Source organism: Arthrobacter sp. D1-29 (assembly GCF_054130585.1).
Map to the genome: position 1 here is coordinate 5,111,282 of NZ_CP096383.1, position 17,096 is coordinate 5,128,377.

The 17,096-nt window shown below is 61.1% G+C and carries 11 protein-coding genes; 6 read left to right on the forward strand and 5 right to left on the reverse strand.

The features are described 5' to 3' along the window. The first annotated feature begins 40 nt into the window (after positions 1 to 40). On the forward strand, positions 41 to 646 hold the full coding sequence (locus M1E17_RS23235; RefSeq protein ID WP_457964513.1) for an NAD(P)-dependent oxidoreductase: 606 nt from the start codon (positions 41 to 43) through the stop codon (positions 644 to 646). 85 nt (positions 647 to 731) lie between these two features. Here the strand turns inward: M1E17_RS23235 and M1E17_RS23240 are convergent, their stop codons facing one another. The 5 genes from M1E17_RS23240 to M1E17_RS23260 all read right to left on the reverse strand — a co-directional run bounded on the left by M1E17_RS23240 (position 732) and on the right by M1E17_RS23260 (position 6,799). Next, positions 732 to 2,171, reverse strand: a complete 1,440-nt coding sequence (locus M1E17_RS23240) for a phytoene desaturase family protein (protein ID WP_457964514.1) — start codon at positions 2,169 to 2,171, stop codon at positions 732 to 734. Then, on the reverse strand, positions 2,164 to 3,630 hold the full coding sequence (locus M1E17_RS23245) for a glycosyltransferase family 87 protein (protein WP_457964516.1): 1,467 nt from the start codon (positions 3,628 to 3,630) through the stop codon (positions 2,164 to 2,166). The genes M1E17_RS23240 and M1E17_RS23245 overlap by 8 nt, the downstream gene beginning before the upstream one ends. Before the next feature lie 283 nt (positions 3,631 to 3,913). Continuing rightward, positions 3,914 to 4,138, reverse strand: a complete 225-nt coding sequence (locus M1E17_RS23250; protein WP_457964518.1) for a hypothetical protein — start codon at positions 4,136 to 4,138, stop codon at positions 3,914 to 3,916. A 571-nt stretch (positions 4,139 to 4,709) separates the two neighbouring features. Next, positions 4,710 to 5,282 (reverse strand): histidine phosphatase family protein, encoded by a 573-nt coding sequence (locus M1E17_RS23255; RefSeq protein ID WP_267279347.1) that lies wholly within the window; start codon positions 5,280 to 5,282, stop codon positions 4,710 to 4,712. Positions 5,283 to 5,290: 8 nt separating this feature from the next. Beyond that, the gene (locus M1E17_RS23260; protein ID WP_457964519.1) at positions 5,291 to 6,799 is read right to left on the reverse strand and encodes a CCA tRNA nucleotidyltransferase; all 1,509 of its coding nucleotides are present in this window, start codon (positions 6,797 to 6,799) and stop codon (positions 5,291 to 5,293) included. Positions 6,800 to 7,027: 228 nt separating this feature from the next. On the opposite strand from M1E17_RS23260, the gene M1E17_RS23265 reads away from it, so the two are divergent. The 5 genes from M1E17_RS23265 (at position 7,028) to trxA (ending at position 13,127) form a co-directional block, all read left to right on the forward strand. Then, positions 7,028 to 7,528 (forward strand): NUDIX hydrolase, encoded by a 501-nt coding sequence (locus tag M1E17_RS23265; protein ID WP_457967905.1) that lies wholly within the window; start codon positions 7,028 to 7,030, stop codon positions 7,526 to 7,528. An 81-nt stretch (positions 7,529 to 7,609) separates the two neighbouring features. After that, positions 7,610 to 9,715 (forward strand): murein biosynthesis integral membrane protein MurJ, encoded by a 2,106-nt coding sequence (gene murJ / locus M1E17_RS23270; protein ID WP_457964520.1) that lies wholly within the window; start codon positions 7,610 to 7,612, stop codon positions 9,713 to 9,715. A 172-nt stretch (positions 9,716 to 9,887) separates the two neighbouring features. Next, the gene (locus tag M1E17_RS23275) at positions 9,888 to 11,564 is read left to right on the forward strand and encodes an ABC transporter substrate-binding protein (RefSeq protein ID WP_457964522.1); all 1,677 of its coding nucleotides are present in this window, start codon (positions 9,888 to 9,890) and stop codon (positions 11,562 to 11,564) included. A gap of 242 nt (positions 11,565 to 11,806) precedes the next feature. Further along, positions 11,807 to 12,763, forward strand: coding sequence for a thioredoxin-disulfide reductase (gene trxB, locus M1E17_RS23280; RefSeq protein WP_457964523.1), 957 nt, complete (start codon positions 11,807 to 11,809; stop codon positions 12,761 to 12,763). A gap of 37 nt (positions 12,764 to 12,800) precedes the next feature. Beyond that, positions 12,801 to 13,127: a thioredoxin gene (gene trxA, locus M1E17_RS23285; protein WP_267276998.1), complete on the forward strand. Its 327-nt coding sequence runs from the start codon at positions 12,801 to 12,803 to the stop codon at positions 13,125 to 13,127. The last annotated feature ends 3,969 nt before the right edge of the window (positions 13,128 to 17,096 follow it).

Sequence of the window (17,096 nt, forward strand, 5' to 3'; positions counted from 1 at the left end):
CTTTGGGACCTCGTCAGCGTAGCAACCAAGAAGGAGAATCATGAAAATTGCAGTCTATGGAGCCACAGGCATGATCGGCAGCGAGATCGTGAATGAGTCATTGACCCGCGGCCATCAGGTAACGGCCATCTCCCGCTCGGGGGCCGACGTGTCCGGCGCACAATCTGTTGCAGCCCACCTCGCAGACGAAAGCACCTTCGCGGAGATCGCCAAGGACCACGACGCCGTTGTCCTCGCGACGGGACCCAGCCGCACCGGCGGGGACCACGGCGAATGGCTCGCGGCCATGGACACCGCCTACAGCAACTCTGAAGGGACACGCCTCCTCATTGTGGGCGGGGCCGGCTCCCTGGAGATCGACGGCGTTCGGCTGGTCGATTCACCCGACTTTCCCGAAGCCTACAAAGCAGAGGCACAAACCCACGCTGTCGCACTCAACGCCGTCCGGAAGGCTTCCGAGTCCCTGGACTGGACGGTACTTGCCCCGGCTCCCCTCATCCAGCCGGGCGAACGCACGGGCACCTATGTCACCGCCAAGGACACCCCGGCAGGTGGCAGCATCTCCAGCCAGGACTATGCCGTTGCACTGCTGGACGAGATCGAAACGCCTGCCCACCGCCGGGCGCGCTTCACCGCCGCAAACTAGCACTCTCCTCCTTCAGGCGAACGAACACCTGCGGCCCTATGACTCAAGCCCGCGGAGACGGGCCTCAAGTGTTCGTTCGCGCGGCTCAGAGGCCAAGGTGCGGGACGGGCAGCCCGAATATGTCCTTTAGTGCATACTTTGCTGCGAAGAATCCGGGCATGCCGGTGACACCCGGGCCCGGAGGCGTGGAAGAGGAACAGAGATAGATCCCGCGCAAGGGTGTCCGCCATGGTACGGGGGAAACCACAGGCCGCTGCAGCAATCCGCGCACGTCCATGACGCCGGCGCTAAAGTCGCCACCAACATAGTTCCTGTTGTACCTGGCAAGTCCGGCGGCCGTTGTCACATGAGTCTGGACCACCACGTCGCGGAATCCGGGAGCAAACCTCTCCAACTGGGCGGTGACCGCCTCGCCCATATCCCGGTCTGATCCGGCCGGCACATGGCAGTACGTCCAGAGAATGTGCCTGCCTGCCGGCGCCCGGCCGCTGTCAAACGGCGAGGGCTGCGCCGCAAGCACGTACGGCCGTTCGGGATGCCTGCCAGCCGAAACCTCGTTCTCCGCGAGAGCAAGCTCGGCCCGCGTTCCTGCCACGTGCACAGTCCCCGCTTCTGCCAGTTCACCGGCCGCCCATGGGACAGGACCGGAGAGGATGAAATCCACTTTGCAGGAACCGTTGCCATAGCGAAAGGATTCCAGGGCCCGCCGGTATGCCGTGGGGAGATGCGTGCCTGCCAGGTTCACCAGTCCCCGTGGGGCGACGTCCAGGAGAATGGCACGGGGGGCACCAAGGTCCTTGATGTTGTCTATTGGTGTTCCTGTGTGGATCGTTCCACCATGGGCTTTGATGTCCGCCGCGAGTGCTGCCGCGATGGAGGCTGATCCGCCAACAGGAATTGGCCATCCCTGAGCATGTGCCAGCGCGGTGAGCATCAACCCGGCAGCCGAAGCCGCCAGCGACGGAAGGTGCGATACCGCATGCGCTGCGACTCCGCTGAGCAGCGTGGGCACGAGGTCCTCCCGAAACCTGGCATTCCACAGCGGCGATCCCTGCTCAAGCGTCCTGAGACCAAAGAGGAGTGCCGCGAGCGGATCCCGGGGCATCCGCAGGAGCTGGTGCTGGGTGAAGTCCATGACGCCGTCGATGCGGCTCACGAGCGGGCGCATCAGGTGCCGGTACGCGGGGCCGTCCTGCGCCAGTCCGTCAGCTGTCCGGTCCAGGGAGCGGTACGCGAGGGCGGCGCGGCCGCCGTCGAGCGGTGATCCAAAAGAAAGTTCCGGAACCACCAGATCCACCCGGCGGGCCAGCTCAAAATCGCGGAAGAACGGCGAGGCCAGCGCCATGGGGTGGACGGACGAGCAAACATCATGGAAGTGCCCGGGCTGCATCAGTTCAACAGTTCGTGTCCCCCCGCCAAACGTGTCTGCGGCCTCGTAGACCTCCACGGAAAGGCCCGCCCGCGCCATCACTGCGGCTGCAGCCAGCCCGTTGGGGCCGGAACCAACAACGGCTACGTCAGGCATGGCTCCTCGCCCTCCAGGGAAGGACAGACTCGGCCGGCCGGGCTACAGCGATCCTCAGCCAGTCGGGAGCCCCGTCAAAAGGACCTCCGTGGGGGTCATCCAGGTCATGCCGGCGGATGGGATCGTACGTAGGCTCGTAAATGTCCCACACCACCCTGAACATAAGATATGCCATCGCCAGCATATGAGCCGCTACGGCGAAAACATAGTAGGGCATGTCTATATTGTGCTGCGAGGGCCCATTGCTGGTCACCTGCCCGAGGTACATCCAGATCGCCGCCCAGTGCAGGCCTTCAATGCCTTGCCAGATCAGGAAATCCCGCCATCTGGGCCTTGCAAGGGCCAGGAGGGGGATTAGCCAGATCACAAACTGGGGGGAGTAGACCTTGTTGGTGAGGATGAACGCCGCCACAATCAGGAAGGCCAGCTGCGCTATCCGTGGCCGCCGCGACGCCGTCAGTGCCACCACAGCTATCCCGATGCAGGCCAGCACGAAAATGTTCAGGGCCAGGGCGTTGATGCTCTCGGCGTCCAGGATCCGCCAGCGGAGCCTTTCCGCCACCAGGTTGTAGGCGAACCACGGCGAGCTGTAACCGGCCGGCCGGTCTTCCGTGAACTGGTAAAAGTATTGCCAGCCGGAGGGGTTCATTGCCGCGATGGGAACGTTGACCGCGAGCCATGACACCAGTGCCGCCCCGGCGGTCACCAGGAACACCCTGATCCGGCCTGTGCGCAGTGCGAGAAGCAGAATCGCACCGAAGATCAGCACGGGATAAACCTTCGTTGCCGTGCCCAGCCCCATGAGGACCCCGGCAATCAGCAGCCGTTCCTTCGAAAAGAAGTACATTCCCAGGGCCAGCATTCCCACAGCCCACATGTCCCAGTTGATGGTCCCGGCGAGGACGATTCCAGGGGCCAGCGCCACCATCGCCGCATCCCAAGGGCGACGGCTCGACATTCGTGCAGTAGCCAGCACGGTGACGATCCAGACAGCGGCAATCAGGGTTGCGTTGATGTCGTAATAGCCCAGGATGCGGTCATCGCTGACCCCCTGGCCGGGAACCAAAAGGGCTGTTGCTCCGGCGATCAGGCCCATCAGGACCGGGTACTCAAAGAGGCTTCCCTGGCTGAAGAATGGAAACGTCCCCTCCCCAAGGCCGCGGTTACGGAAGAGTTCAGGGAAGTCGGAGTAGCACGTCGCGTAAAACTGGCTGGGGGACTCCCACCCGTTGGCGCGGCAGTAGCCTTTGATGGCAATACCCGCCAACGCGGCGATGACCGTCAGGATGATCAGCACCCGCTCCACCGTAAATATCCCTGGTGAAACAACTCCGGGGGCCGAACGGGTTCCCATTGGTCCACCGATCAGCTCGGTGAAGTTCCTCAGCAGCAGGTCGCTGCGGCTTGGAACCACCAGCCGGGTGCGTCGTCGGTTCGCCGGCGGTCTGGTCTCCTGCATGGTTTCGAGCTTACCCGGGTGGTTCCCGAGGAACGATCGAACCGTTCGCGGGAATCTCACGGAACCGAACCCCGACGCCGTCACAGCCGCCAGAGCCGTAACCGCACGAACAGCTGCCGTGGGGCACGCTGGCAAAAAGGGACGTTCATGCCAGGATGATTCACTGGTTCAAGCGAGTTCAGCACTTAAACGGGGGAGCCCACGCGTTGCCGCGTGGGCTCCTGGCGGATTTCTGCCGATACTGGCCATCAGCTCCTCCTGGCGAAAGAAGAGGGACGCGGGATCAGTTCAGGCCGCGCATCTGCTGGTGCATCAGTAAGAAAACGTACTCACGGTGTGCGTTCAACAGTTCCGCGTTGAACTCACGGGGTTGTTCACGGATGGGCTTGCGCCGGGAAAACAGTGCCTTTTGGATCTTCTTGATCATGGTGGTTTCACCTCCTTTCGCTGGATCTGCAGCCCGGTCAGCGGACTGGGAACGTGGTGCAGCAGGTATCGTGGCGGTCATTTGTTTCCTCGGATCTTCAGCGGAATATAATTGGGCACGGCAAATAGAGCCCTTTATTTCGCGACAATAGAGAACTGAATTTGGGCAAAGAAATGCCCGGTGCTAATTAGTGATGTTTCGCAAAATGCGAAAGAGGCCAGTGAGGCCATGGCGCGGCAGACCCAACAAGAAGCTGGTTCTGAACTATGGGGGTGCTGCGCAACCGCGGGGTTCCGCCTGGATCGCGTGCTGACGGCCAGCCACCCTGCTACGGGAGGCTATGAAGTGGCTATTGCTCCACTGATGCGTACATCAGGAGCTATAGGTCCTAAGAGTCAGTTCGTCGATCAAGATGGCGCGCAATAGCGACAGGGGCCGGGGACGCGGTGATGTTCATCTTCCATCCGCTAGTCAAAGTAATCATTTTCCCAACCTCCTTTTCCGCTAAGCCGTTGCACCAGCTGACTGGCCGGGCAACGTGCGCCGTGACCCCGGCAAGACGCTCTGGGGTCAGAAATAAAATTACACTAGGAGTGCTTCAGTTCGCCACTTAATTCACGACTATTTCAAAAGAAGTTTGTAAATAAGGAAATTAGAGTCCCCAGCGGACAATGGCGGGGGTCTTTTTGTCCCAGCCCAGGGTGCAGACTTTTGCTGTTCCCAGAATGAAATGCCGGCCTTCGCTGGGCGGAAGTTCAAGCCAGCGTGCCGTCAGGATTCGGGAGAAATGACCGTGCGCCACAATCAGCACATTGTCCAGGCCTGATTCGAGGACCCTGGCCACAATCTTGTCCGCTCGGGCAGCAACCTCGTCCAGGGTCTCCCCATTGGGCACCCCGTGCGTCCAGATCAGGTAGTCAGGGTTGTCCTTGCGGATCAGGTCAGAGCTGACACCTTCATAGTCGCCGTAATTCCATTCCACGGCGAGGGGTTCGTGCTGGGCGTCGGGGAAGCCCGCCAGTTCAGCAGTGCGGCGGGCCCTGCGCAGGGGCGACGTCAGCACCAGGTCAAAGTCCACCGGGTCCAGGACCTTGCGTGCTTCAACGGCCTGCTGTTCACCCTCCACGGTCAGCGGCAGGTCGGTCAGGCCTGTGTACTGGCCGCTCTTGGACCACTCGGTTTCGCCGTGGCGCAGGATCCAGAGCTGGGGTCGGGGCGCAATCATCGGGATGCTCACTTGGGCTCCTCAGTGGGGGAGAGTTCCACATTTGCAGGGGACATGCCGGTCTCGGGTGCAGGCGGTGTTGATTCCGGCTGGTCCGCCCACCACTCCAGCAGCCTGGACTTTGCATCGTCGGGATCCAGGGGGCCGTTTTCCATCCGTTCCTCAAGGAGGAACTTATAGGCACGGCCCACAACAGGTCCTGGTTTGAGCCCCAGGATGGCCATGATCTGTGCCCCGTCAAGGTCGGGGCGCACAGCATCCAAGGACTCCTGCTCACGCAGGGTGGCGATCCTGGCTTCAAGGTCGTCATAGGCAAAGGCCAGCCGCTCCGCCTTGCGCTGGTTGCGCGTGGTGACGTCCGAGCGGGTCAGCCGGTGGAGCCGTTCCAGGAGCGGGCCGGCGTCGGTCACGTAGCGCCGAACGGCGGAGTCGCTCCAACCGGCTTCGCCATAGCCATAGAAGCGCATGTGCAGCTCCACCAGGCGGGCCACGGCCTTGATGGTGTCATTGTCGAAGCGGAGCGCCTTCATCCGTTTGGCGGTGAGCTTTGACCCCACCATGTCGTGGTGCCTGAAGCTGACCGCGCCGCCCGGTTCAAAGCGCCGCGTAGCCGGCTTGCCGACGTCGTGCATCAGTGCAGCGAAGCGCAGCACAAAATCCGGGGCGGGAACGGCACCGTCCGGCCCTGTTTCCAGCTCTGTAGCCTGTTCCAGCACCTGCAGGGAATGCTGGTAGACATCCTTGTGGCGGTGATGCTCATCGGATTCAAGCCGCAAAGCTGACACTTCCGGCAGCACGAACTCCGCCAGTCCTGTGTCCACCAGCAGGTCCACGCCCACGCGGGGGTGGGCGCCGGAGATCAGCTTGATGAGCTCATCACGGACGCGTTCCGCGGAAATGATGGCAATCCGTTCGGCCATTTGGCTCATGGCCAAGCGAACGTCGTCGTGCACTGAAATGCCGAGCTGCGATGCAAACCTGGCCGCCCTCATCATCCGGAGGGGGTCGTCGGAGAAGGATGACTCGGGCGCGCCCGGAGTGGCAAGGACAGAAGCATGCAGGTCCCGGACTCCGCCGAACGGGTCAACGAGCTCCAAGCTGGGCAGCCGCAGCGCCATGGCATTGATGGTGAAGTCGCGCCTCAGCAGGTCATCCGTCAGTGACGATCCAAATGCCACTACGGGCTTGCGGGATTCCGGGTCGTAGGCTTCGGCGCGGTAGGTAGTGATCTCGATCTGGAAGCCTGCCTTGCGCATTCCGATCGTTCCAAAGGCGCGGCCGATTTCCCAGTAGTTGTCGGCCCATTTCTTGATCAGGGCCACCGTCTGGTCCGGCGTGCCGTCCGTGGTGAAGTCAAGGTCCGGTGATGTCCGCCCCAAGAAGAGGTCCCGCACCGGGCCGCCCACCAGCGAGAGCTCATGTCCGGCGTCGACAAAGCGCTGCCCCAACTCCAGGACCACCGGGTCCACCTGGAAGTCGACGGTGTGGGTATCAGTCTTGTGATGTGCGTGCGCCATAGTTACTTAAGCTTGTCAGACCGAATGGGAAAAGGTGGCAAAACGGCCGGAAAGCGTCACTCTGCCCCGGCCACACAAGGCCTGTGGCCAGGTCCGCGGCTCGAGGGGCGTTATGCACAGTCCACCTTGATGCCATGTTTCGGTCATCACGGAGTGAGAAGAGTCGTTAGAGTGGACTTCATGGCCCATCCCGTACCGAGCGCTCCCGGCAGGAGGACAAACCCACCGTTGCCGTCGGCAATCGGTGCCCACGTCGCGCCTGCGCAGCATTCGGCGCCGGCATCGCTGCCAACCGTTGAGGAAATTTCCGCCGGGGGCGTTGTGGTGGACACGTCCGACGCCGAACTCCGGGTTGCGATCATTGCCCGCCTGAACAGGGGCGGACGTTTGGAGTGGTGCCTGCCGAAGGGTCATCCGGAGGGCAAGGAGAACAACGAACAGGCCGCAGTCCGCGAGATCGCCGAGGAGACCGGCATTGACGGCCGGATCCTTGCTCCGCTGGGCAGCATCGACTACTGGTTTACGGTCAGCGGCCACCGGGTTCACAAGACCGTGCACCACTACCTCCTGCGCGCCACAGGCGGTGAGCTCACCATTGAAAACGATCCCGACCAGGAAGCCGTTGACGTGGCGTGGGTGCCCATCCAGGAACTCGCGCGGAAGCTCTCCTTTCCCAATGAGCGGCGCATCGCGGATCTGGCCAGGGAAGTCCTGCCCGAGCACCTCTGAGGCTGCGGCTATGCCTCTTGCTCCACCTTTGGCCCGCCGGCATTGCAGCTTTAACCGTGTCCGGGTGAGACGATGAAGTCGATGCCAGCTACCAACTTCCCCTCCGACAACGCAGGCAATGCCGGTGAAGCCGAGCCTGCTGCCGTCCAACCCAGCGAAACGCGCTCCAGTGCCATCATGGCTGTCGGAACGCTGATTTCCCGCTTCCTGGGATTCGGCAAAACCTGGATGCTCGGCATTGCCCTTGGACTCGGGTCCACTGTCAACGACACTTTCATCAACGCGAACAACCTTCCCAACCTGATCTTCCTGCTGGTGGCGGGCGGTGTCTTTAACGCCGTGCTGGTGCCCCAGATCATCAAGGCAAGCAAAGCGCCGGACAGGGGAGCGGACTACATCAGCCGGCTGCTGACCCTGGCCGTGCTCCTGCTGCTGGGGCTCACGGCCCTGGTGACCCTTGCGGCCCCCTGGGTGATTGAACTGACCACACAGGGTTACTCGCCCCAGCAGAAGTCGCTTGCGGTGGCTTTTGCGTTCTGGTGCCTGCCACAGATCTTCTTCTACGGCCTGTACGCGCTCCTCACCCAGGTCCTGAACGCCAACGGAGCCTTTGGCCCTGCCATGTGGGCCCCCATCCTGAACAACCTCGTGGCCATCGCGGGGCTGGGGATGTTCATCTGGATCTTCGGCGCGAACATCGCCAACCCGCACACCCTGGAAAACTGGGGTCCCTCACAGACCCTGCTCGTGGCGGGATTCTCCACCATCGGTGTGGTGGCCCAAACCGCCATCCTGCTGGTGCCTGTGTTCCGTCTGAAGCTGAAGCTGCGTCCGCGGTTTGGCTGGCGGGGAGTGGGACTTGGCCAGGCGGCAAAACTCAGTGTGTGGACGCTGCTGACTGCCGCCGTCGGACAGCTAGCCTTCCTGTATGTCATGCGTATCGCCACGATTCCCGGAGCGGAGCGGCTCAGGCTTGAGGCTGCCGGTGACCCGGCAGCAGACACGCTGCCCGGCAACGCCGTACTGGAGGTGGCCAGCCAGCTGTATCTGCTGCCGCACTCGATCATTGCCATCTCGCTGGCCACAGTCCTGTTCAACCGGATGACCCGTGCATCCCAGGACGGCAACCGGGATGAGCTCCGCGACGCACTGTCCCACGGGCTGCGCACCATGGCAGTCGCAACTGTTTTTGGCGCCTTGGCACTCTTCGCCCTGGCCGGCCCGCTGGGCATGTTCTTCTCCGGCGGCCCCCGGCAGGACGGTGTGATGCTGGCCCAGACGCTCACGCTCCTGGCCCTCAGTACGCCGTTTATGAGCGCTAACTTCATGATGTCCCGTGTCTTCTACGCCAACGAAGACGCCCGCACACCGTTCTATATCCAGCTTCTGCTGGCCCTTGTCTACGTTGTCGGTGCGTTCGCCATCCAGTTCCTGCCCGTCGGCCAGATCATCTACGCCATCGCCATCCTGTACATGATCGGCAACATCCTCTCCGTGGTCATCAGTGCCTACTTCCTGCGCCGGCTGCTGGGGCACCTTGACGGTCCTCGAATTGCCAATTCGTATATCCGGATGGGGTACGCCGCTCTGGGATCCGCCGTTGCGGGTGCCGGTGCGTTATGGCTGATGGGCAGTTACAGCCCGGACGGCTTTGCCTGGACCAATCAGGCAACCGCCTTGGTGACCCTCATCGTCGTCGGGCCTATCATGCTGGTGGTCTATGTCTTCCTGCTCAAAATCTTCCATGTGGCCGAGCTCCGTGATCTCCTCCGGCCCCTGCTGGGGAGGCTCGGTCGGGGTTCGTCCTCAGCGGAACCGGAAACTGCGGTGCCCGGCGGAGCGCCATCGTCGCCGGGAGCTGCTGCCGGGCAAGGAACGGGACGTTCGACGCCGGAACGCGCCACGGTCTCGGTGGACACCGGCCTGATACCCAGGATCTCCGGGGAATTCGACGCCGCCTCCTTCCGGGCCGGTCCGGTGCCCGAACGGTCACCAACGCCCGCCGTTCCTGTGGACCCCGAGACCGGATCTTCCTCTGGACCCCGCTACTTGCCCGCCGAAGACGTTCCCGGAACTGCACAGGGAAGCCTGCTTCGGGACGAGATCCCGCTGCCCGGCCGGCGGACTTTCCAGGGAAAGGCGGGCCACAACCCTCATTTCAAGCCCCGGCGGCCGCGGAAAAAGTGATTTCCGCCCCGATTCCGGCTGCCTGTCTCCAACGGCGGCTGCGGCCCATCGGCTAGGATCGATGGTGAACAGGGGTAGCTACAGTCAAGTGCCAGCCCGCCCAACGGCAGGCCTTGACCTGTGCCGGCATCATCGCATGGCCGGCAATTCCCGGAAAGTCTAGGAGGAACACGTGTCCCACCCGATCGATGTTGGATCAGTGCTCGGCGGCCGCTACAAGGTCACAGCCACAGTATTGACTTCGCACGACCACGATCTGGTGCTGGACGGGGTGGACCAGGTTCTCAACCGTCCGGTCAGCATTCTGGTTGCCGGCCCGGAGAACACCGAACAGGTGGCCCAGAGCGCCCGGGAGGTAGCCACCGGGGAGCGCCCCGGCACCGTGCAGGTTTTGGACCTCGGCGTTACCGAGGCCGCGACCTACCTCATCACCAACCACACGTCCGCCGCGGACCTGCTGGACCTGGTGGTTGCCTCAAACCCTCCCTATGTTGAACCGTTCTTCACGGACACCCTGGGCAGCGAGATTTTCGGCCAGCCACGTTCCAACGAACCTGAACCGTACGACGACGAAGAAAACGTTGACGCCGGCTACATCAATTACTCGGGTGGCCACGAGAACCAGGCTGACCCCTACCGGTCAACTGCTCCCGTCGTTCCACCCAGGCCGCCTGCCCGTCCATCAGCGGCACCGGCTGCCGGTGTGGCGGGAGCAGCCGCCGCTGGAGCAGCAGCCGGCGCGGGAGCCGCCGGAGTGGGATCCGCTGGTATGGGAGCTGCCGGAAGGGCAGCGGTTGATGAAGCCAAGGCCCGCAACCATGCCCCCGCGGCAGAACGCAGCGCCGCTGATTCGCTGGCATCAAGCCAGGACCCGACGACACAACAACCGCTGCAGTCATCAGGCCGGCAGGCCGAGGCTCTTGGTTCGGGGACGGCCGGGTCCGGCGATGCTCAAGGGCCGGGGAAGCCGAAGGTATCACTGTGGTCCGAGGAGGACTACGGCTATGACAATGGGGACCAGGACGACCTGCATGACGTCGCTGCCGATTCCGGCCAGCGCCGGCAGCCCGGCTCCGGCGAATCCCCGCACGCAGACCGTTCCGCCAAGAAGTTTCCTGCATTTTCGCGGTCCACGGCCGGCGTTTCGCCGGCCTCCGTGCCGCCTTCCACCTCGGGACGGGACTATGACTCCGAGGAGGAGCCTGAGCGGGAACCACGTTCAATGCGCTGGCTGGTGGGCGGACTCCTGGCTCTTGTACTGATTGCCGGCCTGGTGTTTGCAGTCACCAATCTTGGCAGCCTTTTCACCACACCGCAGGCAACGTCCACCGACGCGACCACGTCATCCCCGTCCGATGCCCCTACCTCCGCGCCAACACAGAGTTCAGCAGCTCCCGCAGCACCCCCCGCCATTGAAGGCGTCACCCGTCAGGGTGACTTCGACTTCGCGGCCACTTACGACGTCGATCTGGTCAAGGCCTATGACGGGAATGCTGCCAGTTACTGGTCGGACATGGAGTTCGCCACGGAGAACTGGGGCGGGCTTTCGCCCAACGGTGTCCCGTTGTTCATCAAACTCAAGGCAGAGGCGCCGGTCTCATCCGTCACCCTGACCCAACTGGGCGCCTCTGGCGGCAACGTCAGCGTCTACACCAATGACCGTCCTTCCTTGGACGGCGCCAAGCTGGTGGGGACCAACAGCTTCACTTCCACAGACCTGACCATGCCTCTTGCCCAGCCTGTCGAATCGCAGTACGTCATTGTATCCATCAAGAGCCTGCCCAGGCTGGCCGCGCCGAAGACCCGCTACGGCTACGGAATCCGGCTGGCCGAAATCAAGGTCCAGTAGCTGGCCATCACCGCCATCACTGAGCCGCGCCCGTAGCCGAAAGTCTCCGGCGGTAACGGGCGCGGCTCTGCTGCCTGCAGACGGTAATCTGGTATGGCGTCCTGCTGGGGAGACACCGCGCCGTCCAGTCACGGCCTTTTCCCTTTCATGGCGTCCGGAATATTCAGCACCAAGATTCAGTTGTGCCATGTGCCCGCCCCGCGAAGGCGGACGCATCGACTAAGGAAGAGGTTCACCGTTCAGTGAGCAACGCAGAAAACGCCGCGTCCGAAGTACGTGATGTCATCATCGTCGGCTCTGGCCCGGCTGGTTACACGGCAGCTGTCTACACAGCCCGTGCCAACCTGAAGCCCTTGCTGCTGGCGGGTTCTGTCACGGCCGGTGGCGAACTGATGAACACCACTGACGTCGAGAACTACCCTGGGTTCCCAGAGGGCATCATGGGTCCGGACCTCATGGAGAACTTCGAAAAGCAGGCTGTCCGTTTCGGAACCGAAATCCAGTTTGAGGACGTCACGGACCTACAGCTCAACGGCGACATCAAGACGGTAACCATCGCCACGGGGGAGTCCTTCCAGGCACGGGCCATCATTCTCTCGACCGGGTCCGCTTACCGGGAACTGGGATTGCCTAACGAGAAACGGCTTTCCGGTCACGGAGTCAGCTGGTGTGCAACCTGCGACGGTTTCTTTTTCAAGGACCAGGACATCGCCGTTATTGGAGGCGGAGACTCGGCTATGGAAGAGGCCCTGTTCCTGACCAAGTTTGCGAAGTCGGTCACGGTTGTTCACCGCCGCGATTCACTGAAGGCCTCCAAGATTATGGCCGACCGCGCCCTGGCTCATGAGAAGATCCGCTTTGTCTGGAACAGCACAGTGGACGACGTCATCGGAGACAGCAAGGTCACTGGCCTCAAGATCAAGAACCTCCTGGACGGTTCCGTTTCAGATCTCGCTGTGACTGGGGTGTTTGTGGCGATCGGAAACGATCCCCGGACTGAACTGGTCAAGGACATCCTGGAGATCACTCCGGCCGGCACCATCGCAGTGGAGGGCCGCAGTTCCAAAACGAGCCTTCCCGGCGTCTTCGCCGCCGGCGATGTAGTTGACCCCACCTACCGTCAGGCCATCACCGCCTCCGGTTCGGGGTGCGTTGCCGCCATCGATGTAGAACACTACCTCGCAGACCTTCACGCATAATTCGCGTAAACCGACCTTCGAAGAGAAAGACAAGGCTATGAGCAACGCAAAAGACGTAACGGATGCAAGTTTCGGCAGTGATGTACTGTCAGCCGACAAGCCGGTCATCGTGGACTTCTGGGCGGAATGGTGCGGCCCCTGCCGCAAACTGGGACCCATTCTCGACGAGATCTCGGTTGAGTACGGCGAAAAGGTCAATGTCGTCAAGGTGAACGTGGACGACAATCCCGCCATCGCCGCAGAGTACGGAATCACATCAATTCCCGCCGTTTACCTTTTCCAGGACGGCCAGGTGAAGAGCACTGTGATCGGAGCCAAGCCCAAGCAGTTCTTCGAGAAGGAATTCGCAGACGTCCTGTCATAGGGACCTCTGGTCTACCTGACCTAGCTTTCTGGAGCCGGTACTAGTCGCCGGCACCATCAAAGGCCCACCGCCCCAGGCGGTGGGCCTTTCTTGCTATTGCGGACTCATCTGCTGCCCGCTGCCCCTACTGGACCAGCTATTCCTACTTCGGTTCCAGGTTGGATGGGTTGGTGGCGCAGGCACACTCGTGTTGGGCTACCCTTGGCGATTCCGAGTTGTCATAGCCAACTCCTGCTGGTTTCTATCTGAGCACCAATGCTCCTGACGCCACCAGAACCTAGGGGGAACGCAAGCCGGGAGTATGGCCCGGGTCAGATGCACCTTTTTGAACCATGTGATCCGCGTAGTGCCGTTTCGCGGGAAACAATAGTAGGGACAGGGGAATTCGGTTTGCTCCCGATGCCACTTCTGACGGAGTTGACGAGCAACCCGGCGCGGAGGTGGCGCGACTGTTTCACGTGAAACATCTTCACAGCACCTGATGCGCCCTCGTTCCTCTTGCGAGAGGAAAGAGAAGCGTCGCCGTCACCACCTCCACAGAGCTGCCCGGGCGGCAGCATTGTTTCACGTGAAACAATACATATCCATGCTTGGTGCCAATCGCATTGAATGTTCCAGCTGAATGCAGTGTTCCAAATGCGATGTGAAGATGGCCTGCATCCAGAAGCCAAGATCCTCGGAGTCGGGCCTCCAGCAACGAAGGGCGGACTTCACGAGTGAAATCGCACAGTGCGAAGCCCGGGAGGAGCATGGGCGGCTCAATAGATGGCGAAAGGCGCTAATCGGCAGTGACGCTCCTAACCCGAGCGATCATGGTTCTTCCCCGTGCTCGACTCCTTGTGACTATTTCTCGATACGACGCCAACCAACCAACATCTCCTTATGCTCCTCTTCCAGTGCGGTTTATACTCAACACTGCCCTGGCCGTTCCTTCACCTAGACCTACTGGTCCGGCAGCGGAATCACACCGTGGGGGAGGCGCCCAAGGGCGCTGTCTACAGTCATGGTCACTCCCAAATACGCACAGAGGAACTTGGGTCAGGATCGACAGGTGTCTACCGTCCCCAGCTAAACGCGTTCCAGTTGAAAGCGGCCCGATCCCGTGACAGAGTCGCCACCGCGTTCTTCCCAAAATCGACATTCTGAAGTCCACCATTCTCGGCGCCACCACTTCGGCAGAGAGCCGCCCGAAACCCCCAAATGCTGGCTCGGCTAGTTCACACCAAGAGCCGCCCAGCCAAACTAAGTAGGCATGGTTAGTGCAAACCAGGAACGTATGCCGCGCTCGTACTCCGGACTGCATCCATAGCCGCCCCACGTGAGGATTCTGGTAGTGCGGATTCACTGAGAACCAGCCCTCGGAACCGGGCTGACGCCAAACGGTAGCACCCGCCACTAATTGCCGCTTGTTAGTGGCCGGGTGTGCACCGCTGACACCTCCAAGTTTCACGTGAAACACGAAGAGTTGACGGAAAGGCCAATCCACAAAGGTGGCTTCGGCAACTCCACGAAGGTGGTTTTGATTGTCAACACGAACACCAGAACGGATAGTTGACCACCCGGGAGTCCAGCATCGGGATTCCGATGGACTGGGCGGCGGCAATGCCTGATTCGTAGGTTGCCCATGGAACTTACGTCTTGCTCGACCGTCATAGCACCAGCGGCCTGAACAGGACCACGGACCCAATACTTTCATCCTCACCGTGCGCGTCAAGGTCAGATAGGGCTCGAAACCTTCCATACGGACCTTCCAACATGAGAGCTCGAATGCAACTCGTCAAACCCCTCAGAAAATTCAACTCACGCACGCAGCTACCGATGGGAGTTGCAAGCAAGCAGGCTTCATAGGTGTTCGCAGGCAAAAATCGTGAGGAAGTCTACCCTTCAGACGGATCCGACCGTGGATCCGACAAAATCTCTCCGCTCCCTCTTATGCCTTTGACCGACAGCGATCGCCGCCGAGCAAAGGCGACTACTGATGGGAGAGAGGCTTATTGGAATGTCGCCTCACGTTCCCGCAGGAGGTTGTGGAGTACTTCGATGCCTCCATTGAAACCACGCCTACACCACGGCTAATACGGCTCCAATATGGGATGTTTACTAGCTCTATACATGTCGGCTAGGCACCGGTGCTAATACCGGAGCGCCTATGCCGGCGGGCGTGAAGCTATCCATCAACTCCCCATTTCCGAGAGCCACGGACCAAATATGAGGACCATCTTTGGGGACCAGTGATAGTGGTTTTGTGCGGATGTTTGTCAGTAGAAACGGCACTGTCAGTGGAAGCGAACTCGCTCGTCATTCTGGAAGTCCTATCGCCCCTGGCTCCACACCTGGCTATACCCGCCGGTGACTATAGCAAGCCTTCGACAAAAGCGAAGCCCCTCCAGACATGGCTTGAATGAATATAGGACCTGGCGCAATCCCCTCCGGCCAGCTCTACTCAGATCCAGGACGAGCTTGAACGCCCGACACCACTGCCCCTCGCCGTTAAGGAGTCAAGGTCCAGAATGGACCATCCTTCTGCCCAAAGGACGATCTAGGAACGATGAGCCTCCGGAGTTGCGCATCGGGCTATGGAATGGTCCAAGGGCGTCAATGTTTCACGTGAAACGGTTCCATCGCCAGTCTCGGTCGTCCGCACCACCGCGTGGACGGAGTGAATCCCGCTCCCTACATGCAGGCAATGTCTACCGTTGGACCGGAAGCTTTTCACCCACTGCACGCCCGGCCATACGCCAAGGCTCTCGATGGCCTCATCGTGAGAAGGCCATCGTCCTGAGTAGCACCTCCAGTTGCCCATACTGTGTAGGGAGCTGGCGAGTACTGAGACTGGACTGGACCAGCAGGGGATGATCATCAAGACTGATCCCGTCTGTCCGTCTCCTTCGAGCTCTTCAGACAATGAGCTCGATGGACAGGAGCGGACCAATCCGCGGCAAAGTTGTCCTTCTCGTTCGGGCCCTTCGCGCCTGCGACTCTTCCGCGTATCGTTCCTTCTGGCCGGCGTCCGTAACTGATCACCGCCTCAAAAGAATGCAGCTAGAGCCGACTGATGGACGCTCCGATGTGGGAATTGCGGGTTTCGTCAAAGTGTCCATACCCCGGAGGGAGTGCTGTAGGGGAGCAATTCTTACTCCACGAAGGCTCGGCAATCGGATCCTAACCGCACAGTCTTCGCTTTGGACGGAGGGCGCGCAGCCACTCGCAGTGTCGGCCCGACGGACGTCCGCGGTTTATCCCCAGATCTTATGCACACGTTTATCCACAGGCTTACCCACAGGTTTCCACACGCCCTTTGGCAACGGCCTGGTTGTCAGGTTGTCCCAAAATTTGTACGGCCCCATCAAGGCCATGCGGCCGCCAGATAATTTAGAGTGTAACGGAGCCCGGTATGAGCTTTTGCGCGGTCAAAAACACCACAAAATCGCCCGAGACCGGGGATTAGCTATCCTTCCGCAAGGCTCACCGCGCCGGTTAGGGCCGTTTCACGTGAAACATGATCGCAAGGTCGTCGGCCCACAAAAGACTTGGCTGTATCAGCATTGTTCTTTAGCGGACCCAGATAGTCTGCGCGACCCAACTCCACTCTCTTATCCCCAAAGTTATCCACAGCGATATCCACCGAGCTTTCCACTGCTTTATCCACCGCTTCGTCACCAGGCAGAGACTAGGGAGCAGCCGTCTCTGAGCTCGACTCGGTTCCTGGCTTCGGCTTGAGACTAGTCCGCCGAGAACGTTCAGCCGTGAGACCTCGGACGCGGAAGGGGAGGAGTATGCGCCAAGCGCCAGTTTCCGCCGGGTCGTTCTAAGAGCAATTCAAGCACCGCGAACAGCCAGTGCTTGGTCGTTTGGGCTCGGTCCAGTGATGCTCCGGAGGCACATCTGCATCAAGAGACACTTCTCCAGGCCAAAGGAGCCAGACAGTTCGCCGATGACAGGGCTGCCATAAGAGTCGGTGGTTGACCA

Excerpts from the sequence above, each read along its gene's own strand:
- M1E17_RS23235 (WP_457964513.1), top strand. The coding sequence starts at position 41 with ATGAAAATTGCAGTCTATGGAGCCACAGGCATGATCGGCAGCGAGATC.
- M1E17_RS23240 (WP_457964514.1), bottom strand. The coding sequence starts at position 2,171 with ATGCCTGACGTAGCCGTTGTTGGTTCCGGCCCCAACGGGCTGGCTGCA.
- M1E17_RS23245 (WP_457964516.1), bottom strand. The coding sequence starts at position 3,630 with ATGCAGGAGACCAGACCGCCGGCGAACCGACGACGCACCCGGCTGGTG.
- M1E17_RS23250 (WP_457964518.1), bottom strand. The coding sequence starts at position 4,138 with ATGACCGCCACGATACCTGCTGCACCACGTTCCCAGTCCGCTGACCGG.
- M1E17_RS23255 (WP_267279347.1), bottom strand. The coding sequence starts at position 5,282 with ATGATTGCGCCCCGACCCCAGCTCTGGATCCTGCGCCACGGCGAAACC.
- M1E17_RS23260 (WP_457964519.1), bottom strand. The coding sequence starts at position 6,799 with ATGGCGCACGCACATCACAAGACTGATACCCACACCGTCGACTTCCAG.
- murJ (WP_457964520.1), top strand. The coding sequence starts at position 7,610 with ATGCCAGCTACCAACTTCCCCTCCGACAACGCAGGCAATGCCGGTGAA.
- trxA (WP_267276998.1), top strand. The coding sequence starts at position 12,801 with ATGAGCAACGCAAAAGACGTAACGGATGCAAGTTTCGGCAGTGATGTA.